This window comes from Mesorhizobium sp. WSM3860, from assembly GCF_002294995.1.
GTDB lineage: Bacteria > Pseudomonadota > Alphaproteobacteria > Rhizobiales > Rhizobiaceae > Mesorhizobium.
The window spans coordinates 38,734-65,078 of the sequence record NZ_NSGF01000003.1 but is presented as its reverse complement, the minus strand read 5'-3'; the positions used below and the strand labels follow the sequence as shown (position 1 = coordinate 65,078).

Sequence of the window (26,345 nt, the reverse complement as noted above, 5' to 3'; positions counted from 1 at the left end):
ATTCACGATTGGCGAGCGGATTTTTCATCACCTTCGAAGGCGGCGAAGGAGCCGGCAAGTCGACGCAGATCGAGCGGCTGGCAAGGCGCATGCGCGCCAAAAAATACGAGGTTCTGGTGACACGCGAGCCAGGCGGCTCGCCCGGCGCCGAGGCGGTGAGACATGTGCTTCTGTCCGGCGCCGCCGAGCCCTTCGGCCCGAAGATGGAGGCGATCCTCTTCGCCGCCGCACGCTCCGACCATGTGGAGCAGGTGATCCGGCCGGCGGTGGAGCGCGGCACGATCGTGCTTTGCGACCGTTTCATCGATTCCTCGCGCGTCTATCAGGGCGTCACGGGCGGACTCGATCCGGATTTCATGGAAGCGCTGGAAGCGGTCGCCATCAACGGCATGGTCCCCGACATGACGCTGATCTTCGACATCGATCCGGCCCAAGGCCTGAAGCGCGCGGCGGCACGCCGTGGCGCCGGCGACAGCGCCGATCGCTTCGAGAAGGAGACTTTGGCCATCCACCAGCGCCGGCGGGAGGCTTTCCTGGCGATCGCCGAGGCGGAGCCGGATCGCTGCAGTGTGATCGATGCGTCGGCCGATCCCGGAACGGTGGAAGACGTCGTCACCGCGGCCGTGTTCGCGGTGCTGGAGAAGCGGATGCCGGTGCAAAGGAAGCAGACGGCGCCGGCATGATCTTCGAACGCATCGCCCCCGAACAGCACGACACGCTGGACGGCGTTCCCGAGCCGTCGGAAACGTCGCGACTGATCGGCCACGCGCAGACGGCGGGCATGCTTGCCGCTGCCTACCGCGCCGGCAAGCTGCCGCATGCGCTGATCCTCGCCGGGCCGCACGGCATCGGCAAGGCCACGCTTGCCTTCCACTTGGCCCACCACCTTCTCAGATATCCCGATTTTGCGGCTGCACCCGAAGCGCTTGCGGTTCCCGATCCGGCGTCGTCGCTGTTTCGCCAGATCGCTACCGGCGCGCATCCCTCTGTGCTGCATCTCACCCGTCCGGCCAACGACAAGACCAAGAGCTTCAAGACGGTGGTCACCGTCGACGAGATCCGCAAGGTCAGCCGCTTCCTGTCGATGACCTCGCATGACGGCAGCTACCGCGTCGTCATCGTCGACCCGGCCGACGACATGAACACCAATGCCGCCAATGCCTTGCTTAAGAATCTCGAGGAGCCTCCGGCGCGCACCCTGTTCATCCTTATCGTGCATGCGCCGGGCAGCCTGTTGCCGACCATCCGGTCGCGCTGTCAGATGGTGCGGCTGACGCCTCTCGCGCCTGACGAATTGATGGCTGTGCTGGAAGGCATCGAGCCGCCGCCGCCGGTGGATCCCGCGGCGCGCGCCACTTTGGCCGAGCGGGCAGGGGGCAGCGCGCGCAACGCGATCCTGCTTACCCAGTATGGCGGGCTGGAAATCGCCGGCGCGCTCGACGCGCTGGTGACGGCGCAGAAGCCCGACATTGCCGCTGCCCATCGGCTTGCCGAGGCCGTTGCCGGCCGCGATCAGGCGATCCAATTCGATATCTTCAACCGCCGCGCGCTCGATCTTCTGTCGGCCGCCGCCAGGGAAGCGGCTTTAGCCGGCGAGCTCGCCAGGGCCAAAACGCTGTCCGACGCTTGGCACGAGGCGCTGAACACGATATCTGAGGCAGAGACCTACAATCTCGACAAGAAGCAGCACGCCCTGACCATAATCGACCGGCTGAATTCTGTGATGCGAATGTGACGGTTTTCTTGATGCATGCCGTTGCCCCAAAATCGGGCACCACTTTTGGGCGGCATGCATCGGGATGGCAATCGCCATGCCGATAGTTTATCCACCGCCACAACTCACATTCAGACCTTCATGACGGTTCATTCATGTCACGCGAAACATTCTACCTGACCACGCCGATTTTCTATCCGAATGGCAAGCCACACATCGGCCATGCCTATACGGTCATCGCCAGCGACGCTCTGGCCCGCTTCCAGCGTCTCGACGGCAAGGATGTGTTCTTCCTCACGGGCACCGACGAGCATGGCCTCAAGATGCAGCAGACGGCCGAGAAGGAAGGCATCGCGCCGATAGCGCTCGCCGACCGCAATTCGGCAATCTTCCGCTTGATGACCGAGACAGTCGGCGGCTCAAACGACGAATTCATCCGCACGACCGAACAACGTCACTACGCATCCTGCCAAGCGATCTGGAAGGCGATGGCCGCCAATGGCGACATCTATCTTGATCGCTACAGCGGCTGGTACTCGGTCCGCCAGGAAGCCTATTTCGACGAGAGCGAAACCACACTCGGCGACGACGGCGTGCGCCGCGAGCCGCTTGGCTCGCCGGTTGAATGGAACGAGGAGGAAAGCTATTTTTTCCGGCTGTCCGCCTATCAGGACAAATTGCTGGCACTTTATGAGAGCCGGCCCGACTTCGTCGGTCCAGCGGAGCGCCGCAACGAAGTGATCAGCTTCGTCAAGTCCGGCTTGAAGGATCTGTCGATCTCGCGCACCACTTTCAAATGGGGCGTGCCTGTACCGGGCGACGACAAGCATGTGATGTATGTTTGGGTCGACGCATTGACCAACTACATCACGGCCGCTGGCTATCCCGACACCAAATCCGAGCAATGGCGCTACTGGCCGGCCACGCATATCATCGGTAAGGACATCGTGCGCTTCCACGCGGTCTACTGGCCGGCTTTCCTGATGGCGGCCGGCATCGAATTGCCGAAGCGTGTCTTCGCCCACGGCTTCCTGTTCAACCGCGGCGAGAAGATGTCGAAATCGGTCGGCAATGTCGTCGATCCGTTCGCCATGATCGAGCATTACGGCCTCGACCAGGTACGCTATTTCTTCCTGCGGGAGGTGCCGTTCGGGCAGGACGGCAGCTACAGTCACGAAGCGATCGTCAACCGCACCAATGCCGATCTCGCCAACGGCCTCGGCAATCTGGCGCAGCGCTCGCTGTCGATGATCGCCAAGAACTGCGGCGGCGCGGTGCCGAAGCGCGGCGAGCTCACCGAAGCCGACACGGCGATCCTCGACCAGGCTGTGGAGGCGCTTGCGGTGGCGCGCAGAGCGATGGCGGAACAGGGCATCCATCTGGCGCTGGCGGCGATCTTCGGCGTGGTGGCCGACGCCGACCGCTACTTCGCGTCGCAGGAGCCCTGGGCGCTCCGCAAGACCGATCCGGAGCGCATGGAGACGGTGCTGTGGACGACGGCCGAGCTTGTCCGGCGCGTGACGGTGCTTTGCCAGCCCTTCATTCCCGGATCGGCCGCGAAGCTGCTCGACCTCCTGGCGGTGCCGGCGGACAAGCGCCATTTCGCGCATGTCCACGCGGACCACGCGCTGGTGCCCGGCACAGCGCTGCCGATGCCTGAGGGCGTGTTTCCCCGCTACGTCGAGCAGGACACCAAAGCCTGATGCTTGTCGACAGCCACTGCCATCTCGATTTTCCGGATTTTGCCGAGGAGCGGGCGGCCATCGTCGCCCGCGCTCTCGCAGCCGGGATCGGCCGCATGGTGACGATCTCAACGCGCGTGAAGCGTTTTCGGCAAATCCTTGAAATTGCCGAAGCTTTCAATGAGGTCTATTGCTCGGTTGGTACTCATCCGCACAATGCGGCGGAAGAGCTCGATGTGACCGCAGAGGAGCTGGTACGGCTTTCCAGCCATCCCAAGGTGGTGGCGATCGGCGAAGCCGGCCTCGATTATTTCTATGACCGCGCGCCGCGAGAGGCGCAGGCGCAAGGCTTCCGCACCCACATCGCCGCCGCGCGCCGGACCGGCCTGCCGCTGGTCATCCATTCGCGCGACGCCGACGACGACATGGCGGCGATTCTTCAGGAGGAGACAGGGAAGGGCGCTTTCCTCTTCATTCTGCATTGTTTTTCGTCCGGGCGCGAGCTGGCGAAAGTCGGCGTGGCGCTGGGTGGCTATGTCTCCTTCTCAGGCATCCTGACCTTCAAGAACTCGACCGAATTGCGCGCCATCGCCGCAGACGTGCCGCGCGAACGGCTGCTGGTCGAGACCGACGCGCCCTATCTTGCGCCAATCCCGCATCGGGGAAAACGCAACGAGCCCGCCTATGTCGCGAATACGGCGAAAGTGCTGGCCGAGACCATCGGCGTCAGCGAGGCGGAGATCGCCGACGTCACCACCGAGAATGTCTTCCGGCTGTTCACCAAGATGCCGCGCCCGGATGTGACGGCAGCCTGACATGGGCGACCGGCTGCGCCTTACCATTCTCGGCTGCGGCTCCTCGCCCGGTACGCCTCGCATCACCGGCGACTGGGGCAATTGCGATCCGGCCAATCCGAAGAACCGCCGCATGCGCACCGCTGCTCTTGTCGAGCGGATCGCAGGGAATGGTGGCCGCACCACCGTCGTCATCGACACCGGACCGGATTTCCGCGCCCAGATGCTGCTCACTTCGGTCAAACACATCGACGCGGTGGTCTATACCCATCCGCATGCCGACCACATTCATGGCATCGACGATCTGCGCGGCTTCGTGCTCGAGCAACGCCATCGTATCGATATCCATGCCGACCAGCCGACCATGTTGCGGCTGCGCCAGGCGTTCGGCTACTGCTTCGAGACGCCTCCGGGCAGTTCCTATCCACCGATCGTCAGGCCGCATCTCATAGACCATGGCAGGCCAGTGGTGATCGAAGGCGAGGGGGGTCCCCTCACCCTTGAGCCGCTGCCGCAGATCCATGGCGACATCATTTCGCTCGGTTTCCGCATGGGCGGGCTCGGCTATTGCCCCGATATAAGCGACTTTCCGGCTGCCACGGCCGAGCGGCTGCGCGGCCTCGACGTGTTGGTGATCGATGCGCTGCAGTACAACACCCATCCGAGCCATCTGTCGCTTGCCGAGGCACTGGGCTGGATCGAGAAGCTTTCGCCGAAAAACGCGGTGCTGACGCACATGCATGTGCCGCTGGATTATGCCGCCGTGATGGCCGAGACGCCGGACCACGTGGTGCCGGCCTATGACGGCATGATGATCGAAATTCCTTTCGAGTTAGAGCGATAGAGACGCCCGTTCGCTTTGGCGCTTAGTCGCTTAGTCTCCGGTCCGGTTCCCTTTGATGCTTCGGAAACTGATCGATGGTTCAAAATGTGTTTGTTTTGCTGCTTGGTTTCCCTGGCGTCGGCAAGCTTACCATCGCCCGGGAACTCGGCACGGTACTTCCCGGCCAGGTCATCGACAATCATTGGATCAACAATCCTATATTGGCACTGCTTGCCGATGACGGTCGCAGCACATTGCCTGATGCTGTCTGGGCGCAGACCGCGAAGGTCCGCCAGGCTGTGTTGGACACCATCGCAACACTTTGTCCTCCCGCCGCCAACTTCATCTTCACGAACTCCGGCGTCCAAGGAGACGCGAGAAGCCTGGCGTCCTACCAGCAGTTGAAAGACGCGTCGGATCGACGACGCGCTCACTTCGTGCCTGTACGCTTACTTTGCGATGAGGCCGAACTGGTTCGCCGCGTAATGTCGCCAACTCGACGTGACCGTCTCAAATCGATCGATCCGGAAGCCGCGCGCCACCGCAGCCGGACAGTCGCTGTCCTTCAACCGAAGCACCCGAACAGCCTGACGATCGATGTAACAGCGATCAGCGCGGCGGAGGCTGCTGCAAGGATCCACGAACACGTCAAGGACCGCGTTGACGCCTTTGAAGCTCGGTGCCCGTGAGAACTGCAGCGAAAATAGCCCTGTCGCGCTGGATATGTGAGTTCCATAATCTATCTTATGCGACTTTCTGATAGGGATTGCACAGAGGGAGATAAAGCTAATCGATGTGCCCCTCGCCGCGAGATCACTGCAGATCCGACAGCTCAGCATCAAGGACCAGCGCCTGCCGGGCCGTCGTGTCGAGCATGCAACTGACGATGATATTGCTCTCTCCGCGCTGCCAGCATCAACGTTGACGCCAGATCCGCGTTATCTCTGCCAGAAGGGCAGCTTGGCGATCTCTTTCTCGGCCTGCTCTTTCGTCAGTCCGATGTCGTCGATCAGATGCGGATTGGCCTCTGAGATTCGCTTGAGATCCCAGCGAAACCGTATCTGCTCGCGCCGGGTTGCGATCATGCCTCGCAGGCTTTTCAGGCTGTAGCGTCGGCGCGATGCCTGCCCGACCAGATGCGGGATTGATGCAAACGTGTCGTTCATGGCAACCTCCTATGGTTTGCGGCCCCATGCTTTTCGTAGGAGGCCTTCCACCTGAATGAGGTTGGATTCTGCAGGATGCGGGCTGCGCCGTAATTAAGGGCGGCCAAATAGTTCTCAAAACTTCCAAATCGGCCTGAGCGGTTCATCGGACATGACGAACTGCTCTACCCGTCTCACACTTTTCCTGGAATTGCTCTATAGATGCGCCGCATGCAGGGATCGCGCTTTGCCTTTGGCCCGTACGTGCTTGATTCAGCTGCGGGAACGTTGCTTCGGAACGATGTCCCCGTGGCCGCCGGCTATCGCGGGCTGAAGCTGCTTGCCGCGCTCGTCGAACGTTCCGGCGAAATCCTGGCCAAGGCCGAGCTGATGGACGCGGCATGGCCGGGAACGGCCGTCGAGGAAGGCAACCTCACCGTCCAGATCGCGCAGCTCAGAAAGCTGCTCGGCCCCGCCGCCGACGGCGGTGAATGGATCGCTACGGTGCCGCGCGTCGGCTATCGCTTCACAGGGGTCATCGAACAGCTTGGCGAGGCGAAACGAAAACCTTTGCCGCTGCCCGGCAAGCCGTCGATAGCCGTGCTGCCCTTCGTCAATTTCGGCAACGATCCCGAGCAGGAATCCTTCGCGGACGGGTTGACCGAAGACCTGATCACCGACCTGTCCAGGAACGCGGGACTGTTCGTCATCGCGCGCAACTCGGTCTTCGCCTACAAGGGAAAGGCGATGGATGTGCGCGCGATCGCCGAGGACCTTGGCGTGCGCTACTTGCTCGAAGGCAGCGCACGACGCGCGGCGGGACGTGTGCGCATCAACGCGCAGCTTGTCGACGCGGTGAGCGGTGAACATCTGTGGGCGGAACGCTTCGATCGCAGCCTGGAAGATATCTTTGCCGTTCAGGACGAGGTAACGGCCAAGATCGTGGAGGCGCTGCTCGGCCGGCTGCGCACGCAGCCGCCGCGCAATCGGCCCAAGAATCTCGAGGCTTACGATCTGTGCGTACGGGCGCGAAAACTGATCGACGACTCACCCCAGACGGCGCGGGAAGCGCATTTGATGCTGACGCGCGCGGTCTCGCTCGATCCGGAATACGCCGAGGCCTATCGCTGGCTGGCCATGAACCACTGGATGGGATGGGTGCATTGGGGCGAGCCCGTCGACCCCAACCGGAGCATTGCCTTGGAGCTGGCCCGCAAGGCTGTTACGATCGACCCCAACGACGCCGGCTGCCGCTGGGTGCTTGCCAACCTGCTTGCCTATGAGCATCGCTTTGACGAGTCGGATGCCGAATTTGCCAGGGCGTTCGAGCTCGACCCGAACGAGGCCGACGCCTGGGCGACATTGTCCGATATCGAGGTCCTAGCCGGGCGAATCGAGGAAGGCCTCGAGCACATTCGCAAGGCGTTCCGGCTCAACCCGTTTCCGCCGAGTTGGTACTATCTCACGCTCGGCGCTGCGCAATACGCAGCCCGCGACTACGAAGCCGCCATCGAGACGCTGCGCCGGGACGAGACCTATCGGACGAGCTCACGCCGTTTCCTGGCGGCAAGCCTTGCGCAGCTCGGCCGGTTCGAAGAGGCGCGCGCTGAGGTCGAGATGTTCCTTATCGCCAACCCGCATTTCACGACCAGCCACTGGGTCTGGACCGAGCCGTTCCGCGATGACGCGACGCTCGAGCATTTCGTTGATGGCTTCCGCAAAGCCGGACTTCCGGACTGAAGCCAGAATTGAATGGAGCGCCCTATTCTTCGAAGCGACTCGTTGCCTCGCGATCGCGCTCGTATCGCTTGCTGACTGGAAACGGCGGCAGCCATGACTCGCGACGGCTGATCCAGCTTTCGTAGGTCGGCACTAGCTGATCTGGGGCATCCAGGGTCCCGAGATGCACTTCGATCTCGTCCGCGGTGCGCGCGAAAACGGAGGAACCGCAGCGCGGACAGAAAAACCGCCCGGCATAGTCGCGCGTCTCACCGTCGATCGTAACCGCGTCCTGAGGGAACACCGCCGAAGCATAAAAAAGCGCGCCATGATGCTTGCGGCAGTCGAGGCAATGGCAGATGCAGACCCTGTATGGGCGGCCCGACGCGACAAGCCGGACTTTGCCACACAGGCAGCCGCCGGTGAATTGGTCCATGTTGCGTCTCCTTCAAAGCAAGCGGCCGGAACGTTTATAACGAACCGCGTTGGGACCGTCGATGAAGCCGCGCCAGCCTTTCGGCTGGCGCCCTACCCGTCCGTGCCGTATTTCTAACCATTGCTGCAGGCTCGCTGTCCAGCACGACGGTCGAAGCCGGACCCTCTGCCCCGCCCATTAGAAAAACGCGGCCAGAAACGCCGCTGCTTCATCCGAGATGCCGACGATCTTGTTCGTGGCCTGGCGATAGAATTTGAAGTTGAGCTCGGTCTCGGGCCTGCCATCGCTCCAGGCCTTGAACCGCTTGAGCTCGTCCCGACCCAATCGCCGCGTTGCCAGTGCGGCGCGGCGGATGGCAACACTGATGCGCGGCGTCTGGCGGTCGAGATCAGGCCTTTTGCGAATGGCCTCGGCGGACATGACGACGCCGCGCGCGACAAGCCCCTGCCCGCCCTCGTTCTCGCTGGCGAACACGAAGATCGTGTCGCCTTCGGCGATATGCTTGCCGCCGTACATGGTTTTGTGCGCAGCGAATGAGAATGTCTCCGCCAGCGGATCCTTGACCTCGGCCTTGATCGCGAACGCCATGCCTTACGGATCCCGGCTGACGGTGATCCGGTAGCTCAGCTTGCGCTTCACGCCCGGCGGGATCAGCATCAGGCCGGGCTTGTCGGCGAATTCGCCGTCGAAATCGACCGGGCTTGCAACGCCATGCCAGGGCTCGATGCACAGGAACGGCGCCCCGCCCGGTTTGGACCAGATGCCGAGTTCGTTGAATCCTTGCCACGACATTTCGATCGCCGGCCCCCGCCCGGCGGCATAGCGCACACCGGTGCTGGCGGGCCTGTCCAGAATGACCGCGTCGTCATCGAACAGCCGCTCGGAGAGCGCAAGCGTACTGCCTTCGATGGGCGTCGGCTGCGGCGTCGGCAGCATGAGTCCATCCTTAAGGCGTCGTATCGGCGCCGGCTCGTCGTCGGCAAAAGTCAGCGTGTAGGCTTCCTTGGGCAGTTCCGGCAATAGCGGCCAGTTGAAGGCCGGGTGGGCGCCGATCGAGGCCGGCAGCATCTCATCGCCTGTGTTGGCGACCTCGAAGGTGACGCCAAGCTGGCGGGCACCTAGGTTGTAGCTTACGGCCAGCCGAAAGGCGAATGGGTAGCGGGTGCGGGTCTCGGTGTCATCGCTCAGGACCAGCGTGCAGGAGGAAGGCCCCTGCTCCGCCCAGGCAAAGCGCCTGTCGCGGGCGAAGCCATGCTGCGTCATCGGATAGGCTTTGCCGCCATGGCGCAACCGGTCGCCTTTCAGCCGACCGACGATCGGAAACAGCACCGGCGAATGACGCCGCCATTCAGGCCCCGCCTGCCACAGAAGTTCCGTGCCTTCGGCATCGCGCAAGGAAACCAGCTCGGCCCCCTGCCCGACGATGGTCGCCGAGATGCCGTCACCGTGAAGCGTCAGCTGTTCCATGCGTCCTCGCGACTTGCTGGTCGGGCCGGAAGGCTAGCAAAAGGCTTCGCCTGAACTCAAGGGCAGCAGGCGGTGCGCCCCCCTCAAGCGCCGTGAACGACCGACAGCGCTGCCACGCCAGACGCGATGCCGAAAGAAAAACCGTGGCCAGCGGTTTACCGTCGGCCACGGTTCGAAGCTGTTGCCTGCTACGGTCCGGACTTATTCACGCTCGCCGGTGAAATTCAGCAGCAACTGGAAGATGTTGATGAAGTTCAGATAGAGCGAGAAGGCGCCGAAGACGGCGAGCTTCTGTTGGGATTCCGCGTCGAAGTTCTCGGCATACTGCTCCTTGATCGTCTGCGTGTCCCAGGCGGTCAGGCCGATGAAGACGGCGATGCCGATCACGGAGATGGCGAACTGCAGCGCGGTCGAGCCGAGGAACAGGTTGACGAGGCTGGCGATCACCACGCCGATCAGGCCCATGATCAGGAAGGACGAGAACTGCGTCAGGTCGCGCCTGGTCGTGTAGCCGTAGAGGCTGGTGGCGCCGAACATGGTGGCGGCGATGAAGAAGGTGCGCGCGATGCTGGTGCCGGTGAACACCAGGAACACGGAAGCGAGCGACAGGCCCATGACCGCGCAGAAGGCCCAGAACATCGCCTGCGCGCTAGCGGCGGACATCGTCTGCATCTTGAAGGACAAGAGCATGACGAAGGCGAGCGGCGCCAGCATCACCACCCATTTCAGCGGGCTGGAGAAGATCGGGACATAGAGCGCCGGCGTCGAGGCCACAAAGAGGGCGACGAGGCCAGTCACCACGAGCCCGAAGCCCATATAGTTGTAGACGCGCAGCATGTGCCGGCGCAGGCCCTCGTCATAGACGGCACCGGCCTGGACGCCGGTGCCCATTCGGTATCCGAGATTAGGGCTGTTCATCGGGGTTCTCCTTGGTTTGGTCGGTTCGATTGGCTGTTTCAGTAGAGCGTCCGGGCGAGCTTTTCGGCGGCCCGGTCGAGATCGCCGGCATCGCCTTGTCCGACGACGGCGTAAGCGACCTCGCCGATCTGGAAATAGGCGGACGAGATATCGCCCGAAGGCGCGACGGCGGGCTTCACTACGTCGAAGGTGCCTGGCCTGATCGCAAACAGCGACACCAGCCCGAGGTCCTTCGTTTCGAGTGCCATCTCGACGCTCGGCCCGAACCGCGACGGATAGATCTGGACATCGCGGATCCGCCAGTCGTCGGGCAATGACGGCATGACGATCGCGGTCGCGGCGCGGATCTCGTCGGCATTGTAATTTGGCGCTTCGGCCTGGGACGGCATCGTCTCACGCACCAGCGTCGTCCGGTGCGCGCTCACCGCCTCCTCGACATAGGCGGGCGGCTGCGTCGAGGCGACCACCTCGCTGACAGCGATCGGGCCGAAGACGCCGTTCGCAAGCCACCCTGCCGCCACCAGCACGGCGGCGGCCGCGGCGCGCTGCAGCACGGAAAAGGCACGGTCCCTGGCAAGCGCCCTCTCCAGCCGCCGCGCCGCCTCGGTCGTCGCTGGGCGCGCCACTGCGCCTGGCCCGGCCAGCGCCACGCGCAACTCGTCGCGCGTTCTGAGATCCGACATCACACGCGCAGCCACTTCGGGACGAGCGGACAGGAACGCCTCGACCTCGATGCGGCGGGCGACGTCGAGCTGATCGTCGACATAGGCGTCGAGATCGGCATCGGTGACCGGATCGACGATAGCGGTCATGATTCACCTCCCACGATCCTCAGGTGATTTTTGCCGCGCGCCGCGGCGCCCTCCTCCATCTCGCGCAGCGCCGCACGAGCGCGGCCGATGCGCGACATCAGGGTTCCAAGCGGGACGCCGCTGACCTCGGCGGCCTCTGCGTAGCTCAGCCCTTCGATGGCGACGAGATGCAGCGCGGAGCGCTGCTCTTCCGGCAGAAAAAGGAAGGCTTCGCGCACCTGCGAAAGGCGCACCGAATGGTCCTGGGACGCCGGTGCGCTCTGATCGGCGAGATGACCGGCCTGCTCGATGCGCGCTGTCTCCGACCGCCGCGAGCGCATGCGGTCGATGAAGATGTTGTGCAGGATCGCAAGCAGCCAGGCGCGCGGGTTGCCGCCCGAGCGGAAGGTGGCGCGCCGCTCATAGGCGCGCACCAGGGCATCATGGACCAGATCCTCGGCATCGGCGCTGTCGCGCGTCAGCGAGCGCGCGTAACGCCGCAGCGATCCCAACTGCCGGGCGATATCGAAGCGTGCCATCGACCGTTTCATGCCCTGTTTACGGAGCATGTGGGGATTTTAATCCCTGGCCGCCGTTTCTTTTTGCGATTCCACGGACGTTGCGCCGGCCTCGGGTGAGCGAGCAACCGAGCGGCATACGGAGGAAACCGCTGGCGAAGCGCGGCCGATTTGCGTATCACTCCGCCGCCATTGGAGCCCTATTCGATGTTCGAGACCCTGCAGCCCGCGCCCGCCGACAAGATCCTCGCCTTGATCGGCCTTTACCGCGCCGACACGCGCCCCGGCAAAGTCGACGGGGTCGGCGTCTACAAGGACCGCGACGGCAGGACGCCGGTGATGCGCGCCGTGCGCGAGGCCGAAAAGCGGCTGCTCGCGGGCCAGGACACCAAGACTTATCTCGGCCTCGCCGGCGACACCGGCTTCAACGCCGCCATGATCAAGCTTGCCTTCGGCGAGAAGGCCGATCATTCGCGCATCCGCGCAGCGCAGGCGCCGGGTGGATCGGGCGCGCTCAGACTGGTGGCCGAGCTTCTACAGCGCACGCGCCCGGGCGCGACGGTGTGGCTTTCCGATCCGACCTGGCCGAACCACCTGCCGGTGATGCGCGGCGCCGGCCTACAGGTGCGCGACTATCCTTATTTCGACGCTGTTTCCGGCGCTGTCCGTTTCGACGACATGCTGGCGGCGCTCAAGGCCGCCAATAGCGGGGATGTCGTGCTGCTGCATGGCTGCTGCCATAACCCGACAGGCGCCAATCTGGATGCTGCGCAATGGGCCAGGGTTGCCGACGTTTTGCTGGAGCGCGGCCTGCTGCCTTTCGTCGACATTGCTTATCAGGGCTTTGGCGAAGGGCTCGACGCCGATGCCGCTGGCCTGCGACTGCTCGCCGGCAAGGTTCCGGAGATGGTCGTCGCCTCGAGCTGCTCGAAAAGTTTCGCCGTCTATCGCGACCGCGTCGGTGCCGCCATGATCATCGCCAAGGACAGCGCACAGGCCGACGTGGCGATGAGCCAGATGCTGGCGGCGGCGCGAGCGCTCTATTCGATGCCGCCGGACCATGGCGCGGCGGCCGTGCGCATGGTGCTGGAAGAGGCCGATCTGAAGAAGGACTGGGAGACGGAACTCGAGGAGATGCGGCTGCGCATGCTCAGGCTGCGAGTCGCCTTCGCCGAGGCGTTGCGTCGGCAATCCAATTCCGATCGCTTCGATTTCGTCGCCAGCCACCGCGGCATGTTCTCCCGCCTGGGGCTAACCGAAGCGCAGGTTGAGCGGCTGCGCACCGAGCACGCCGTCTATATGGTGGGGGACAGCCGCATCAATGTGGCCGGTCTGCCTGAGGACGGCATGGACGAGCTCGCCAAGGCGATCGTTTCGGTGCTCGACTGACCGCCGGCGCAACTGTGGACAATGGGCTTTTGCCAGGCGGCGGGATTGGTCGCCCGCCGCTGCGCGCGCTAGGGTTTGTTGCATGAAACCCTCCAAAGACATCTCCCGGCTGATCGAGATCATGGCGGCGCTGAGAGCGCCGAAGACCGGCTGCCCCTGGGACATCGAGCAGAATTTTTCAACCATCGCCCCCTACACGATCGAGGAAGCCTATGAAGTGGCGGATGCGATCGCGCGCGGCGACTTCGACGATCTGCGCGAGGAACTGGGCGACCTTCTGCTGCAGGTCGTCTACCACGCGCAGATGGCGCAGGAGGTTGGCGAGTTCGCGTTCGGCGACGTTGTCGAGGCCATAACTACCAAGATGATCCGCCGTCACCCGCATGTCTTCGGCGACGAGAAGGCGCGCAGCGCCGGCATGGCCAAGGGCATGTGGGAGAAGATCAAGGCGGTGGAGAAGGCAGAGAAGCGCAACGCCCGCATCGCGCGCGGCTTCGACCCGGAAGATCACGGCAAGGGCTATCTCGACAGCGTGCCGGTTGCGCTGCCTGCATTGACCCGCGCGTTGAAGCTGCAGGAGAAGGCTGCGCGTGTCGGCTTCGACTGGAGCGAGGCAGCACCCATCCTCGACAAGATAGAGGAAGAGATCGGCGAGCTGCGCGAGGCGCTGGCCACGGGCGACGCGGCACCCATCAAGGACGAGTTCGGCGACATGCTGTTTGCCGTCGTCAATCTCGGTCGCCATTTGAAACTTGATGCCGAAGCCGCGCTGAGCGGCACCAACGAGAAGTTCCGCTCGCGCTTCCATTATGTCGAGCGGGAGCTGGAGGCTTCCGGCAGGTCGTTGGAACAGGCGACTTTGGACGAGATGGAAACCCTCTGGCAGCAGGCCAAAAACGCGAGATAAGCAGCGGTCTAGCCGTGGTTCCTGCGGTTCAGCCGGCTCTCGATCTCCTGGCGGGCGCTGTGCGTGGCCGTCAGTGAGATGGTGACGCTGCCGTCCTCATTGTCGCTCCGAGAAACGACATCGCCATTGCGGTAGAGCCAGTCGACCTGGCCGAGCTCAGCGGGGCTCAGCGTCACCGTCATCGTTTCCAGCTCACCCGACACTCTGGCCTCGATGAGCGCCTTCAGCGCATCGATCCCCTCGCCGGTCGCTGCCGATATCGCGATCGGCGGCGCCTTGCCGCCGGCGCTCTCGGCAAGCAGGCGCTCGCGGTTGCCTTCGTCGAGCAGATCGATCTTGTTCCATACCTCGATCACGCGCCTGGTGTCGGCGGCATCGACGCCGAGATCGCCAAGGATGCGCTCGACATCCTCGGCCTGCGCTGCCGTATCCGGATCCGAGATATCGCGCAGATGCAGCACGAGATCGGCCTCGACGACCTCTTCCAGCGTTGCCCGGAAGGCTGCGACCAGATGCGTCGGCAAGTCCGAGATGAAGCCGACCGTGTCCGACAAGATGATCGGCGTGCCGTGCGGCAGGCGCACGCGGCGCAGCGTCGGGTCGAGCGTGGCGAAAAGCATGTCCTCCGCCAGCACCCCTGCCCCGGTCAGCCGGTTGAACAGCGTCGACTTTCCGGCATTGGTGTAGCCGACGATCGCAACAACCGGAAATGGCACCTTCTTGCGTTTTGCGCGGTGCAGGTCGCGGGTGCGGCGAACCGTTTCCAGCTCATGTTTCAGCTTGGTGATCTTATCCTGCAGGATGCGCCGGTCGGATTCGATCTGCGTTTCGCCGGGACCGCCCAGGAAACCCGCGCCGCCGCGCTGCCGTTCGAGATGGGTCCAGCTGCGCACCAGCCGACCCTTCTGGTAGTTGAGATGCGCCAGCTCGACCTGGAGGGTGCCTTCCTTGGTCCTGGCGCGCTCGCCGAAGATCTCGAGGATAAGCCCGGTGCGGTCGAGCACCTTGGCGTTCAGTTCCTTCTCGAGATTGCGCTGCTGCACCGGCGTGAGCGGATGGTCGACGATGACCAACTCCGCCTTGCGTTCCTTCACGATGTCGGCGAATTCCGCCACCTTGCCGCTGCCGAGCAGCGTTGCCGGGCGAGGATCGGTGACCGTCACCACCGCGGTGTGGACCGGCTCGAGATCGATGGCGCTGGCAAGCCCGACCGCCTCGTAGTGGCGGGCATCCGCCGAGCGGCTCAGGCGCGGACGGCTCGAATCATCATCGCCGCGCGGCTGGCGCGCAAGCACCGGCACAATGACAACGGCCCGGGTCGGATCCTTGGCTCCCGGCCCGAGTTGATGTCCTTGTTTCCCGCGAACTCTGCGGTCCGCGTCCTGCTCACGTGCCAATCAGGCGCCCTGGCCTTCCTCGCCATCAAACATCTGAACCGGCTGGCTCGGCATGATCGTGGAAATGGCGTGCTTGTAGACGAGCTGTGAATGCCCGTCGCGCCGCAACAACACACAAAAATTGTCGAACGAAGTGACCACGCCGGTCAGCTTCACACCGTTGATGAGGAAGATGGTAAGTGGATTTTTGCTCTTGCGAACTGAATTCAGGAACAGGTCCTGAAGGTTTTGCGATCGTTCCGCCATTGTTTTTGTCTTTCGCCGATCCCCTTCGGTCTGCAGGCCAATGCGCCAAATTACGCGGCGCCTGTCAAGCGCGCAAACCCCCTCTTGCCGCCTAAACGACAAGCAGAACGAGATAGTTGAGGTTTATTCCACCTTTGCGGTTATCAGGCTGGACTTTTTTCCGCAATGTCAAAAAATGCCTGCCGCAACGAAAGTGTCATGGAGCCGGGGTGGCCGTTCGCGATCGGCGCGCCGTCGATTTCGACCACCGGCATGGCGATCGTGGTCGCGGAACTGATGAAAGCCTCGCGCGCTGTCTTGGCTTCGGCGACCGAAAACCCGCGCTCCTCGATCTTCAGACCGAGCTTTTCGGCGACGTCGAACAGTGTCGTGCGGGTGATGCCGCGCAGGATGCCGTGCTCGGCGGGCCGCGTCACCAGAACGCCGTCGCGGGTGACGATCCAGGCATTGGACGAGCCGCCTTCCTTGACCGTGCCGTCGGCATCGACGAACCAGGCCTCCTGGGCGCCGGCTTCCTTGGCCTTCTGCTTGGCGAGCACATTGGGCAGAAGGCCGGTGCTCTTGATGTCGACGCGGTCCCAGCGATTCTCCGGGACGGTGATGACCTTGATGCCGGTCTCAACCCGCTTGGCGGCAGCAGAGGGGTCGGCCTTCCTGGCGGTTATGACCAACGATGGCCGGGTGCCGGCTGCCGGAAAGACGAATTCACGGCTGGCGACGCCGCGCGTCACCTGAAGATAGACCAGGCCGTTGACGACGTGATTGCGGCGCACCACCTCGCGCAGCAGCATCGGCAGGACGCCTTCCGAGACGGGCCATGCGATCGACAATTCCTTCAGCGAGCGCTTGAGCCGGGCCAGATGGCGCGGCATGTCGACGATAAAGCCGCGCGCCACCTCGCAGACCTCATAGACGCCGTCGGCGAACTGGTAGCCGCGATCCTCGATATGGACGCGGGCTTCGGCATGGGCGACGTAGCGCCCGTTGACATAGGCAATGCGCGGCATGGGCTACCTCACGGAAATGTCCGGCTTTCTTAAGCGATTCCGCCGCTGCCGTAATGAACAATCGCGTGGGCCAACCGCCTCTGTGGGGCTACCCAATTGTCGCAAGACTAGGGCGGAGCCGCCGAGCCTAACCGCTGCGCACTTTTCCTGAATTGCTTTTATACGCCGAGCGACTTCAGCTTGCGGTGCAAGGCGGACCGCTCCATGCCGATGAACTCGGCCGTCTTGGAGATGTTGCCGCCGAAGCGGTTGATCTGGGCGATCAGATAGTCCTTCTCGAATTGCTCGCGCGCCTCGCGCAGCGGCAGCGCCATGATGTGCTGGTCCGACTGGTTGGGCGTTCGCGGCATGACGTCGCCGATCTCGGAGGGCAGAAGGTCAGCGGTGATCGGCGCGTCGACGTCGCCGCCTCGCGCCAGGATCATCAGCCGCTCGACATTGTTGCGCAGCTGGCGCACGTTCCCCGGCCAGTTGTGCGCCTGCAGCACGGCCAGCGCGTCGTCGCCGATGCGGCGCGGCTTGATACCGGCCTGGCGCGCGATCTGCTTCATGAAGTTGTCGACGAGATACGGAATATCCTCTCGCCGTTCGGCGAGACCCGGCACCATGACGGGGACCACCGCCAAGCGATGATAGAGGTCCTCGCGGAAGCGGCCATCGGAAATCATGGCCTCCAGGTTTTGCGCTGTCGAGGAGATGATGCGGACGTCGACCTTGACCCGCTTGGTGCCCCCTACCCGCTCGAACTGCTGCTCGACCAGCACGCGCAGGATCTTGTTCTGCGTCTCACGCGGCATGTCGGCGACCTCGTCGATGTAGAGGATGCCGCGATGCGCCTCCTCCAGCGCGCCGACCTTGCGTTCGGTGCCGTTCGATTCGGTGCCGAACAGCTCGATCTCCATGCGTTCCGGCGTGATGGTGGCGGCGCTCAGCGTAACGAACGGCCCGTTCTTGCGCGCCGACAGCGCGTGGATGGCGCGCGCCGCCAGTTCCTTGCCGGAGCCGGACGGACCGATGATCATGATGCGGCTGTTGGTCGGCGCGACGCGCTCGATGGTCTGCCGCAACTGGCTCATCGCCGACGACATGCCGATCAGGTCGAAGGTCTCGCCGCTGCGCAGCTTGAGGTCGGAGACCTCGCGCCGCAGTTTGGAGGTTTCCAGCGCGCGCTCGGCGATCAGGATGAGACGGTCGGCCTTGAACGGCTTCTCGATGAAATCATAGGCGCCGCGCCGGATGGCCGACACCGCCGTCTCGATGTTGCCGTGGCCTGAGATCATAACCACCGGCATGTTCGGATGCATCGTCTTGATCTCGTCCAGCAGCGCCAGACCGTCGAGGCGCGAGCCCTGCAGCCAGATATCGAGGAAAATCAGCCGTGGCGCGCGATCGGCAATCGCCGCCAGCGCGCTGTCGGCATCGTGTGCCGTGCGGGTTTCGTGACCTTCGTCGCTCAGGATACCGGCGACCAGTTCGCGGATGTCTTCCTCGTCATCGACGATGAGAATGTCAGACGCCATTACCGACCTTTTCAGTTTCTCGTTCGTGTTCGTTGCGGCCTTCGCCGCGTGGCGGCGCGGCGACGACCGCCGCCGGCGGCAGGATGATCGAGATCATCGCGCCCCGGCCGCCGTGGAAATCGGGCGGCGCGTCGTGCAATTCGAGCCGGCCGCCATGGTCCTCCACGATCTTCTTGACGATAGCGAGGCCAAGGCCGGTGCCTTTTTCGCGCGTCGTCATGTAGGGCTCGAGCAGTCTCTGCCGATTCTCGCGCGGCAGCCCTTTGCCGTTGTCGATAACATCGATCCTTATGGCGCCATCTTGGCGCCCGGCTTGAATCCGGATTGTGCCGTCGGAACGGTCTTGCGCATCAAGTCCGTCGATGGCCTCGGCGGCGTTCTTGATGACGTTGCCGAAGGCCTGCGCCATCAGGCGACTGTCGAACGTTCCCTTGAGCGGCTCGTTGCCGAAATCGCGCTGGAAAGCAATGTCGGAGCGGCTGACTTCCACCAGGAACGAAGCTTCGCGCAGCGACTCGCGCAGGTCTATCACCTTCATCTCCGGCTTCGGCATGCGGGCGAAGGCCGAGAATTCGTCGACCATGCGGCCGATGTCCTCAACCTGCCGGATGATGGTGTCGGTGCACTGATCGAAGACTTCGCGGTCCTCGGTGATGACCTTGCCGTAACGGCGCCTGATGCGCTCGGCCGAGAGCTGGATGGGCGTCAGCGGATTCTTGATCTCATGGGCAATGCGCCTTGCCACATCCGCCCAGGCCGAAGACCGCTGCGCCTGCACGAGGTCGGTGATGTCGTCGATGGTGACGACATAGGATTTTTCTTCCGAGCCGTCGTCTCCGGCCTCGACGGTGACCTGGACATTGAAAGTCCGTTCCATGCCGGCGCGGAAGAAAGTCACCTGCTCGCGATAGACCGGCTTGCCGGATTGACGCCCGATCTCGAAGACGCGGCCGACATGCGGCAGGATGGCGGACAGGTTCTGTCCAAGCGCGGCACTCGCCGAGATCGCCAGCATCGTTTCGGCCGAGCGATTGGCGATGGTGATGACGCCGTAGGGGTCGACGCCGATGACGCCGGCGGTCACGCCGGCCAGCACCGCCTCCGAAAAGCGCCGCCGCTCATCGATCAGGTCTTTGGCCGACAGCAGCTCGTTGCGCTGCGATTTGAGCTCGAGGATCATGTTGTTGAAGGTGTCGCCGAGCGAAGCGACGTCGCCGTCGGATTGACGCACGGGGACGGCGACGTCGAGATTGCCGGTGGCCACCTCGTCGGCCGCGCCGATCAGCTGGCGGATCGGCCGGACAATGCGATCCGCCACGGCGATACCGGTCCAGATCGCCGACAGGATGACGATCAGGGTCAGCGACAGATAGGGCAGCGCGAACGCGACCTGCGAAGTGCGACGGTTCTCTTCCAGTCCGCGATACTCGTCGGTGTTCGACCGAACGATCTGCCGGGCCTTGATAACGTCTGGGTCCACGAGCCGGATCGTGTAGAGGTAAAGACCTTCGATCTCGCGCAACTTGACGATGGCGCCCATGATGTTGCGGGTGCGCGGCTCGATCAGCACCGGCTTGCCGTCGGCGGCCGTGTTGACCGCGCCGGGCGGCGGCTCCGGCATGGCGAAGTCGGCGTCGGTCTTGGCGCTCATGACGAAGGAGCCGTCAGGCTTGATCAGCGCCGCATGCGCCAATCCGCGGCCAACGGCCTCCTTATTCATGAGGTCGAGGAAGCCGGTGCGGTCGAGCCCGTAGAGCGTGCGCGAGGCATCGAGGTCGTAGGCCATCGACAGGGTCGTGCCCTGCAGGTTGCGGGCATTTTCCTGGACATACGCATCGGCGATCGACAGCGACGAATTGACGATCGTTTTGGTACGGATCTCGAACCAGCGGTCGAGGCCGATATCGAGCGTGATCGAGGCGATGATCGCGACCATGATCGCCGGGATGGCGGCGACCAGCGCAAACATGGCGACGATGCGCACATGCAGCCGCGATGCTGCACGGCCGTGCCTGCGCGCCATGACGATGCGGCGGATCTCGCGGCTGATCAGGGCGATCAGGAAGAGGACGAAGACGGCGTTGAGCGCGATCAGCGCCCAGGTGGCGTTTGCATTCGGCGCGATCGGGGTTGCGCCGACCAGGATCGCAAACGAGATCGCTGCGGTGATCATGGCGCCGACGATGGCGACCACGCCGGGCAGCGCCAGCAGCCGGCGACCGTCGCGAACGCCGGCCCGGCTGAAAAGCGGTTGGTTCAGTGTCGGAGCCTCAGCAGCCATATCGCCGTCTAGAGTCGGTCATTGCGTCGGATGTATGCAACGCATTGTGGCGATTATGCAACAAGTGTGGCCGGGACGGAAATCTTTCCCCGACTTAACCCCAAAAGTGAAGACAAATTCAGGGCTGCCTGGCGGCCTTGTAGACGTTTACGCCAAGCTCGCGGATCTTCTTGCGCAGCGTGTTGCGGTTCAGGCCCAGAAGCTCGGCCGCCTTGATCTGGTTGCCGCGCGTCGCGGTCATCGAAGCCAGCACGAGCGGATATTCGACCTCGGCGAGGATGCGCTGGTAGAGCCCGGACGGCGGCAGGTCGCCGGCGAAGGACGCGAAATATCGCTGCAGGAAATGCTCGACCGCCTGGCCGATCGACAGATCGTCGGGGATCAGCGCGCCGCCGTCCGGCACGACAGACCGCTCGCCGGTCTTCAGTTCGGCCTCGATGATCTCGGCCGAAATCTCGTCCTGCGAATAGAGCGCGGCGAGCCGGCGCACCAGATTTTCCAGCTCGCGCACATTGCCGGGCCAGGGATAGCGCTTCATCAGCTCGATGCCGCCGGCGGAAATGCGCTTGGTCTGCAGTCCTTCGCTGGCGCCCTGCTTGAAGAAGTGCCGGACAAGGTCAGGCACGTCTTCAGAACGCTCTCGCAACGCCGGGAGTCGCAGCGGCACGACGTTCAGGCGGTAGAACAGGTCCTCGCGGAACAGGCCCTGGTTGATCAGGGTCCGCAAATCCTTGTTGGTGGCGGCGACGATGCGCACGTCGGTCTTGATCGGCGTGCGGCCGCCTACGGTCGTGTATTCGCCCTGCTGCAGCACGCGCAGCAGGCGCGTCTGCGCCTCCATCGGCATGTCGCCGATCTCGTCGAGGAACAGCGTGCCGCCTTCGGCCTGCTCGAAGCGGCCGGTGGAGCGGTTCTGCGCGCCGGTGAAGGCGCCCTTCTCATGGCCGAACAGTTCCGATTCGATCAGGTCGCGCGGGATCGCGGCCATGTTGATGGCCACGAAAGGCCCGCCGCGGCGGCGGCCATATTCGTGCAGCGCGCGCGCCACCAGCTCCTTGCCGGTGCCGGATTCGCCGCTGATCATCACCGTCAGGTCGGTCTGCATCATGCGGGCCAGCATGCGGTAGATGTCCTGCATGGCGGCCGAGCGGCCCACCAGTGGCATCGTCTCCGGCTGGTCGTCGGCGCGCGAATCCAGCTTCGGCCGCTTCGGCTCGGCAAGCGCGCGGTTGACGATGTTGAGCAGCTCGGTGAGGTCGAACGGCTTCGGCAGATATTCGTAGGCGCCGGTCTCGGAGGCGCGGATGGCGGTCATGAACGTGTTCTGCGCGCTCATGACGATGACCGGCAGTTCCGGCCGCGCCTTCTTGATGCGCGGCAGCATGTCGAAGGCGTTCTCGTCCGGCATCACCACGTCGGTGATGACGAGATCGCCCTCCCCGGCAGCCACCCAGCGCCACAGCGTCGAGGCGTTCGAGGTCACGCGCACCTCATGGCCGACGCGCGACAGCGCCTGGTTGAGCACGGTGCGGATCGCCGCATCGTCGTCGGCGACGAGGATATTGCCGCGAACGGTCATTTGCGGTCTCCTTCAGCTTCGTCGCCGGCGTTGGGCGAAGTCTCCTTCCAGGCCGGCATCAGGACGCGGAAAGTGGTTCCACGCTGCGTCGAATCGCATTCGATGATGCCGCCGTGCTCGCCGACAATCTTGGCCACCAGCGCCAGCCCGAGGCCCGAGCCGTTCGGCTTGGTGGTGATGAACGGATCGAAGAGGATCGGCAGGATGTCCTCGGAAACACCGGGGCCGTTGTCGTGCACGCAGAATTCCAGCGGCAGCGAGACGCGGTCTTGCGTTCCCGGTACGGAAACGCGGATGCCGGGCCGGAAAGCGGTCGACAGCACGATCTCGCCCTGCGGGTCGGCGCCGATCGCCTCGGCGGCGTTCTTGACCAGGTTGAGGAACACCTGGATCAGCTGGTCGCGGTTGGCATAGACTGGAGGAAGCGATGGATCATATTCCTCCAAGATTTTGATTTTTCTTGCAAAGCCGTTCTTGGCGATCGCTTTCACATGGTCCAGAACGACATGGATGTTGACGGGAAATCGCTCGATCGGGCGCTCGTCGGAAAACACCTCCATGCGGTCGACCAGCGAGACGATGCGGTCGGTCTCGTCGGTGATCAACCGGGTGAGCGCGCGGTCCTCATCGGAGGCCGAGAGCTCGAGCAGTTGCGCCGCGCCGCGGATACCGGAAAGCGGGTTCTTGATCTCATGCGCCAGCATGGCAGCCAGGCCGGTGACGGAACGGGCGGCACCCCGATGCGTCATCTGGCGGTCGATCTTGTCGGCCATCGACCGTTCCTGGAACATCACAACGACCGAGCCGGGAAACTCAGGCACCGGGGCGACGTATAGGTCGACCATCTTCTCGATGCCGAGGCGCGGGGAAGACACGTCGACACGGTATTCGTTGACCGGCGCGTGGCGCTCGCGCACCTGGTCGACCAGAGTGAGCAGCGGACTGCCGAACGGGACCAGCTTGGACAACGTGTTGCGGGCAAGCATGGTCGCGCTGGAGCGGAAGAAATCCTCTGCATCCGCGTTGGCGAAAGTGATGAAGCCGTCGGCATCGACCATGATCACCGGGCGGCGGATGGTGTTTAGCACGATATTGGCGGCATCCGCCGTGTCGACCGGCTGTTGGAGGTTCGCACTCATGCCGCGCTCCGCAATTCTGGCGATGCCGCGCTTTCGGTGAAGGCTTGACGCAGCCCGGCGATGACTTCAGCCGGTTCGAAGGAAGTGAGGATGTGCTTGCGCCGCTCCGCCGAAACACCGGTCGCGTGCCTGTCCAGATACCAGCCGATATGCTTGCGCGCCTGGCGCAGCCCGCTTTCGACGCCGTAGAGCGAGAGCATGTTCTCGTAATGCGCAACCACGTAGTCCGCGAGCTTCTCCGGCGTTTCGGGAATATCGGGTGCAGACATGCCAGCAGCGGCTGCCGCGATGCTGCCGGCGGTCCACGGCGCGCCATAGTGGGCGCGGCCGATCATCACCGCGTCGGCGCCCGACTGATCAAGGATCGTCGCCGCCGCTTCCGGCGAGCCGACATCGCCATTGGCCACCACCGGGATCGAGACCGCTTCCTTGACGCGCGCAATGGCGCGCCAATCGGCTTTGCCCTGATAGAACTGACAGCGCGTGCGGCCGTGCACGGTCACCATGCGCACGCCGGCCTGCTCGGCGCGGCGCGCCAGCATCGGCGCGTTGAGCGCGCTTTCGTCCCAGCCAAGCCGCATCTTGACCGTCACCGGCACCGAAACGGCATCGACCACCGCCTCGATCAGCGAGAGCGCGTGATCGAGATCGCGCATCAGCGCCGAGCCGGCATAGCCGCCAGTCACCTTCTTTGCCGGGCAGCCCATGTTGATGTCGATGATGTCGGCGCCCTCGCCCGCCGCGATTCGCGCGCCCTCGGCCATGTGCGCCGCCTCGCGGCCCGCAAGCTGCACCATATGGACGGGCAGTCCAGAATGGCGGATGCGCAGGTCGCAGCCCGCCCTGCCCTTGGCCAGTTCGCCGCTCGCAACCATTTCCGAGACGACCAGCCCGGCACCATGCGCATGGGCAAGCTGGCGGAACGGCTCGTCGGTGATGCCGGACATCGGCGCGAGGAACACGCGGTTGCGTATCCTTACGTCGCCGACATCGAGCGGCAAAGCCAATGGGTTCAATTCAGGCATGCACAAAAACCAAGCATTTTCGATTGCTGCACATTGTGTAGCCAGATGCAAGCCATTGTGCAACGCGCAATGACGTCACATTAAGGCGCATTTTGGAAAATGCTGGCCTTCCCTGCGAGCCGCGACTAAGCCTCTCGCCATGACTGAAACAAGTGAAAGACCGGACGGCAAGGTCGGCGTGGTCATTGTCGCCGCCGGCCGCGGCGCCCGTGCCGGACAGGCCGATGGGCCGAAGCAGTATCAGCGCATCGGCGGACGCGCCGTCATTGCGCATACGCTGGAACGATTCCTGTCGCATCCCGCCGTCGGGCCAGTGGTGGTTGCCATCCATGCCGACGACCGTGAGCTGTTCGAGCACGCGGCAGGAGCCAATGCCGCGCGCACCCTCGTTGTCACCGGCGGTGCGTCCCGCCAGGCTTCCGTCCGGCTGGGACTTTTGGCGCTGAGGGAGCAGGCGCCGGCAAAGGTGCTGGTGCATGATGCGGTGCGCCCCTTCGTCGACGCCGGGCTCATCGACCGAACCATCGAGGCGATCGGCGAGCGCCAGGGGGCGCTGCCGGCGCTTCCCGTCGCCGACACGCTCAAGCGGGAATCGGTCGAGGGCATGATCGAGGAGACGGTGTCGAGGGCCGGCCTTCATGCCGCGCAGACACCGCAAGGCTTTCCGTTCTGGCCGCTGCTGGCGGCGCACGAGAAGGCGCATCATCTCGGCAAAAACGAGTTCACCGACGACGCGGCGATCGCCGAATGGGCGCATATTCCGGTCAAGATCGTCCAGGGCTCGCCGGAAAACATCAAGCTCACCTGGGCAAGGGATATCGCGATGGCCGACCAGCGGCTCTCAAATGCGCTGCCGCGCTTTCCGGACATCCGCACCGGCAATGGCTACGATGTGCATGCGTTCGAAGCGGGCGACCATGTCACGCTGTGCGGGGTCACTATCCCCTATGACCGGAAACTCTCCGGTCATTCGGACGCCGATGTCGGGCTTCATGCGCTCACCGATGCGCTGCTCGCCACCTGCGGCGCCGGCGACATCGGCACGCACTTCCCGCCATCGGACCCGCAATGGAAGGGGGTTGCCTCGAAGATCTTCGTCGAGCATGCGGCGAAGCTGGTACGCGAGCTCGGCGGGCGCATCGCCAATGCCGATGTCACGCTGATCTGCGAGGCGCCGCGTGTCGGACCGCATCGCAAGGCGATGACCGCGGCGCTGGGGGCCATGCTCCGCATTGCGCCGGAACGCATTTCCATCAAAGCGACGACCAACGAGAAGCTCGGCTTTCTCGGCCGCGGCGAAGGCATTGCGGCGATCGCCACGGCCAGCGTCGTCTATCCGGGAGACGTGCCGGCATGAGCAACGCGGAATTAGCCAACGCCTTGCTCCAGGCTTGTCAGCAGCGCGGCATCATGCTGGCCACGGCCGAAAGCTGCACCGGCGGTCTGATCATTGCAGCACTGACCGACATTGCCGGCTCTTCCGCCGTGGTCGATCGCGGTTTCATCACCTATTCCAACGAAGCCAAGATGGAGATGCTCGGCGTCTCCGCGGCGACGCTTGAGGCGCATGGCGCGGTCTCCGGTGAGACGGTCAGGGAGATGGCGGCGGGCGCGCTGACGCATTCGCGCGCGAGCCTCTCTCTTGCCGTCACCGGAATTGCCGGCCCGAGCGGCGGTTCGTCGGAAAAGCCGGTGGGTCTCGTCTGGTTCGGGATAGCATTTGCCGGCCAGCCGGTCGTCGCCGAGCGTCAGCTGTTTGGTCATAAGGGGCGGGAATTCATCCGCCACGAGACGGTGCGGCACGCGTTGCGGCTTGGCCTGCGAGCGCTGGCCTAGGCTATTCGCGGA

General features: G+C 64.0%; 26 protein-coding genes. 11 read left to right on the top strand and 15 right to left on the bottom strand.

Annotation, left to right across the window (positions count from 1 at the left end; genetic code table 11):
• The first annotated feature begins 8 nt into the window (after positions 1-8).
• The 6 genes from tmk (at position 9) to CK220_RS06770 (ending at position 5,702) form a co-directional block, all read left to right on the top strand.
• Positions 9-683: a dTMP kinase gene (tmk, locus tag CK220_RS06795; RefSeq protein ID WP_095810813.1), complete on the top strand. Its 675-nt coding sequence runs from the start codon at positions 9-11 to the stop codon at positions 681-683.
• Positions 680-1,735: a DNA polymerase III subunit delta' gene (locus CK220_RS06790; protein WP_095810812.1), complete on the top strand. Its 1,056-nt coding sequence runs from the start codon at positions 680-682 to the stop codon at positions 1,733-1,735. Before tmk ends, CK220_RS06790 begins: the two co-directional genes overlap by 4 nt.
• 134 nt (positions 1,736-1,869) lie before the next feature.
• A complete protein-coding gene (gene metG, locus CK220_RS06785) occupies positions 1,870-3,417 on the top strand; it encodes a methionine--tRNA ligase (protein WP_095810811.1) in 1,548 nt (515 codons plus the stop codon).
• Positions 3,417-4,211, top strand: a complete 795-nt coding sequence (locus tag CK220_RS06780; RefSeq protein WP_095810810.1) for a TatD family hydrolase — start codon at positions 3,417-3,419, stop codon at positions 4,209-4,211. The genes metG and CK220_RS06780 overlap by 1 nt, the downstream gene beginning before the upstream one ends.
• A gap of 1 nt (position 4,212) precedes the next feature.
• The gene (locus CK220_RS06775) at positions 4,213-5,034 is read left to right on the top strand and encodes an MBL fold metallo-hydrolase (RefSeq protein ID WP_095810809.1); all 822 of its coding nucleotides are present in this window, start codon (positions 4,213-4,215) and stop codon (positions 5,032-5,034) included.
• Positions 5,035-5,108: 74 nt separating this feature from the next.
• Complete coding sequence (locus tag CK220_RS06770) at positions 5,109-5,702, top strand: chloramphenicol phosphotransferase (protein WP_095810808.1); 594 nt, start codon at positions 5,109-5,111, stop codon at positions 5,700-5,702.
• A 249-nt stretch (positions 5,703-5,951) separates the two neighbouring features.
• Here CK220_RS06770 and CK220_RS06765 read toward each other — a convergent pair whose 3' ends face one another.
• Positions 5,952-6,179 (bottom strand): hypothetical protein, encoded by a 228-nt coding sequence (locus CK220_RS06765; protein WP_095810807.1) that lies wholly within the window; start codon positions 6,177-6,179, stop codon positions 5,952-5,954.
• A gap of 201 nt (positions 6,180-6,380) precedes the next feature.
• Here CK220_RS06765 and CK220_RS06760 point away from each other — a divergent pair, with 201 nt between their 5' ends.
• On the top strand, positions 6,381-7,898 hold the full coding sequence (locus CK220_RS06760) for a winged helix-turn-helix domain-containing protein (RefSeq protein WP_245429014.1): 1,518 nt from the start codon (positions 6,381-6,383) through the stop codon (positions 7,896-7,898).
• 22 nt (positions 7,899-7,920) lie between these two features.
• On the opposite strand, the gene CK220_RS06755 is transcribed toward CK220_RS06760, so the two are convergent.
• The 6 genes from CK220_RS06755 to CK220_RS06730 form a co-directional block, all read right to left on the bottom strand.
• Positions 7,921-8,313, bottom strand: coding sequence for a GFA family protein (locus CK220_RS06755; protein ID WP_095810806.1), 393 nt, complete (start codon positions 8,311-8,313; stop codon positions 7,921-7,923).
• A 177-nt stretch (positions 8,314-8,490) separates the two neighbouring features.
• Complete coding sequence (locus CK220_RS06750) at positions 8,491-8,901, bottom strand: hypothetical protein (RefSeq protein WP_095810805.1); 411 nt, start codon at positions 8,899-8,901, stop codon at positions 8,491-8,493.
• 3 nt (positions 8,902-8,904) lie between these two features.
• Positions 8,905-9,780 (bottom strand): aldose 1-epimerase family protein, encoded by an 876-nt coding sequence (locus tag CK220_RS06745; RefSeq protein WP_095810804.1) that lies wholly within the window; start codon positions 9,778-9,780, stop codon positions 8,905-8,907.
• Between the two features lie 201 nt (positions 9,781-9,981).
• Positions 9,982-10,698, bottom strand: a complete 717-nt coding sequence (locus CK220_RS06740) for a Bax inhibitor-1/YccA family protein (RefSeq protein ID WP_095810803.1) — start codon at positions 10,696-10,698, stop codon at positions 9,982-9,984.
• A 38-nt stretch (positions 10,699-10,736) separates the two neighbouring features.
• The gene (locus CK220_RS06735; RefSeq protein WP_095810802.1) at positions 10,737-11,510 is read right to left on the bottom strand and encodes an anti-sigma factor; all 774 of its coding nucleotides are present in this window, start codon (positions 11,508-11,510) and stop codon (positions 10,737-10,739) included.
• Positions 11,507-12,028 carry a sigma-70 family RNA polymerase sigma factor gene (locus CK220_RS06730; RefSeq protein ID WP_245429012.1) on the bottom strand — a complete coding sequence of 174 codons (522 nt, stop codon included), beginning with the start codon at positions 12,026-12,028 and terminating at the stop codon, positions 11,507-11,509. Before CK220_RS06730 ends, CK220_RS06735 begins: the two co-directional genes overlap by 4 nt.
• Before the next feature lie 186 nt (positions 12,029-12,214).
• On the opposite strand from CK220_RS06730, the gene CK220_RS06725 reads away from it, so the two are divergent.
• Together CK220_RS06725 and mazG are read left to right on the top strand one after the other, a co-directional pair.
• Entirely contained in the window at positions 12,215-13,396 is a 1,182-nt protein-coding gene (locus CK220_RS06725; RefSeq protein ID WP_095811144.1) for an amino acid aminotransferase, read from the top strand.
• Positions 13,397-13,478: 82 nt separating this feature from the next.
• The gene (gene mazG, locus CK220_RS06720) at positions 13,479-14,303 is read left to right on the top strand and encodes a nucleoside triphosphate pyrophosphohydrolase (RefSeq protein WP_095810800.1); all 825 of its coding nucleotides are present in this window, start codon (positions 13,479-13,481) and stop codon (positions 14,301-14,303) included.
• An 8-nt stretch (positions 14,304-14,311) separates the two neighbouring features.
• Here the strand turns inward: mazG and hflX are convergent, their stop codons facing one another.
• The 8 genes from hflX to dusB form a co-directional block, all read right to left on the bottom strand.
• A complete protein-coding gene (gene hflX / locus CK220_RS06715; RefSeq protein WP_095810799.1) occupies positions 14,312-15,700 on the bottom strand; it encodes a GTPase HflX in 1,389 nt (462 codons plus the stop codon).
• The gene (gene hfq / locus CK220_RS06710) at positions 15,701-15,946 is read right to left on the bottom strand and encodes an RNA chaperone Hfq (protein ID WP_066989720.1); all 246 of its coding nucleotides are present in this window, start codon (positions 15,944-15,946) and stop codon (positions 15,701-15,703) included.
• Between the two features lie 143 nt (positions 15,947-16,089).
• On the bottom strand, positions 16,090-16,953 hold the full coding sequence (locus CK220_RS06705) for a D-amino-acid transaminase (protein ID WP_095810798.1): 864 nt from the start codon (positions 16,951-16,953) through the stop codon (positions 16,090-16,092).
• A 158-nt stretch (positions 16,954-17,111) separates the two neighbouring features.
• Positions 17,112-18,473, bottom strand: coding sequence for a sigma-54 dependent transcriptional regulator (locus CK220_RS06700; RefSeq protein ID WP_095810797.1), 1,362 nt, complete (start codon positions 18,471-18,473; stop codon positions 17,112-17,114).
• Positions 18,463-20,754, bottom strand: coding sequence for a PAS domain-containing sensor histidine kinase (locus tag CK220_RS06695; protein ID WP_095810796.1), 2,292 nt, complete (start codon positions 20,752-20,754; stop codon positions 18,463-18,465). The genes CK220_RS06700 and CK220_RS06695 overlap by 11 nt, the downstream gene beginning before the upstream one ends.
• A gap of 118 nt (positions 20,755-20,872) precedes the next feature.
• Positions 20,873-22,333 carry a nitrogen regulation protein NR(I) gene (gene ntrC, locus CK220_RS06690; RefSeq protein WP_066989709.1) on the bottom strand — a complete coding sequence of 487 codons (1,461 nt, stop codon included), beginning with the start codon at positions 22,331-22,333 and terminating at the stop codon, positions 20,873-20,875.
• Positions 22,330-23,472 (bottom strand): nitrogen regulation protein NR(II), encoded by a 1,143-nt coding sequence (locus tag CK220_RS06685; protein WP_095810795.1) that lies wholly within the window; start codon positions 23,470-23,472, stop codon positions 22,330-22,332. The genes ntrC and CK220_RS06685 overlap by 4 nt, the downstream gene beginning before the upstream one ends.
• Positions 23,469-24,497 carry a tRNA dihydrouridine synthase DusB gene (dusB, locus tag CK220_RS06680; protein WP_095810794.1) on the bottom strand — a complete coding sequence of 343 codons (1,029 nt, stop codon included), beginning with the start codon at positions 24,495-24,497 and terminating at the stop codon, positions 23,469-23,471. Before dusB ends, CK220_RS06685 begins: the two co-directional genes overlap by 4 nt.
• A 139-nt stretch (positions 24,498-24,636) precedes the next feature.
• Here dusB and CK220_RS06675 point away from each other — a divergent pair, with 139 nt between their 5' ends.
• Both CK220_RS06675 and CK220_RS06670 read left to right on the top strand, forming a co-directional pair.
• On the top strand, positions 24,637-25,854 hold the full coding sequence (locus tag CK220_RS06675) for a bifunctional 2-C-methyl-D-erythritol 4-phosphate cytidylyltransferase/2-C-methyl-D-erythritol 2,4-cyclodiphosphate synthase (RefSeq protein WP_095810793.1): 1,218 nt from the start codon (positions 24,637-24,639) through the stop codon (positions 25,852-25,854).
• Positions 25,851-26,333, top strand: coding sequence for a CinA family protein (locus CK220_RS06670; RefSeq protein WP_095810792.1), 483 nt, complete (start codon positions 25,851-25,853; stop codon positions 26,331-26,333). The genes CK220_RS06675 and CK220_RS06670 overlap by 4 nt, the downstream gene beginning before the upstream one ends.
• Positions 26,334-26,345: the final 12 nt, after the last annotated feature.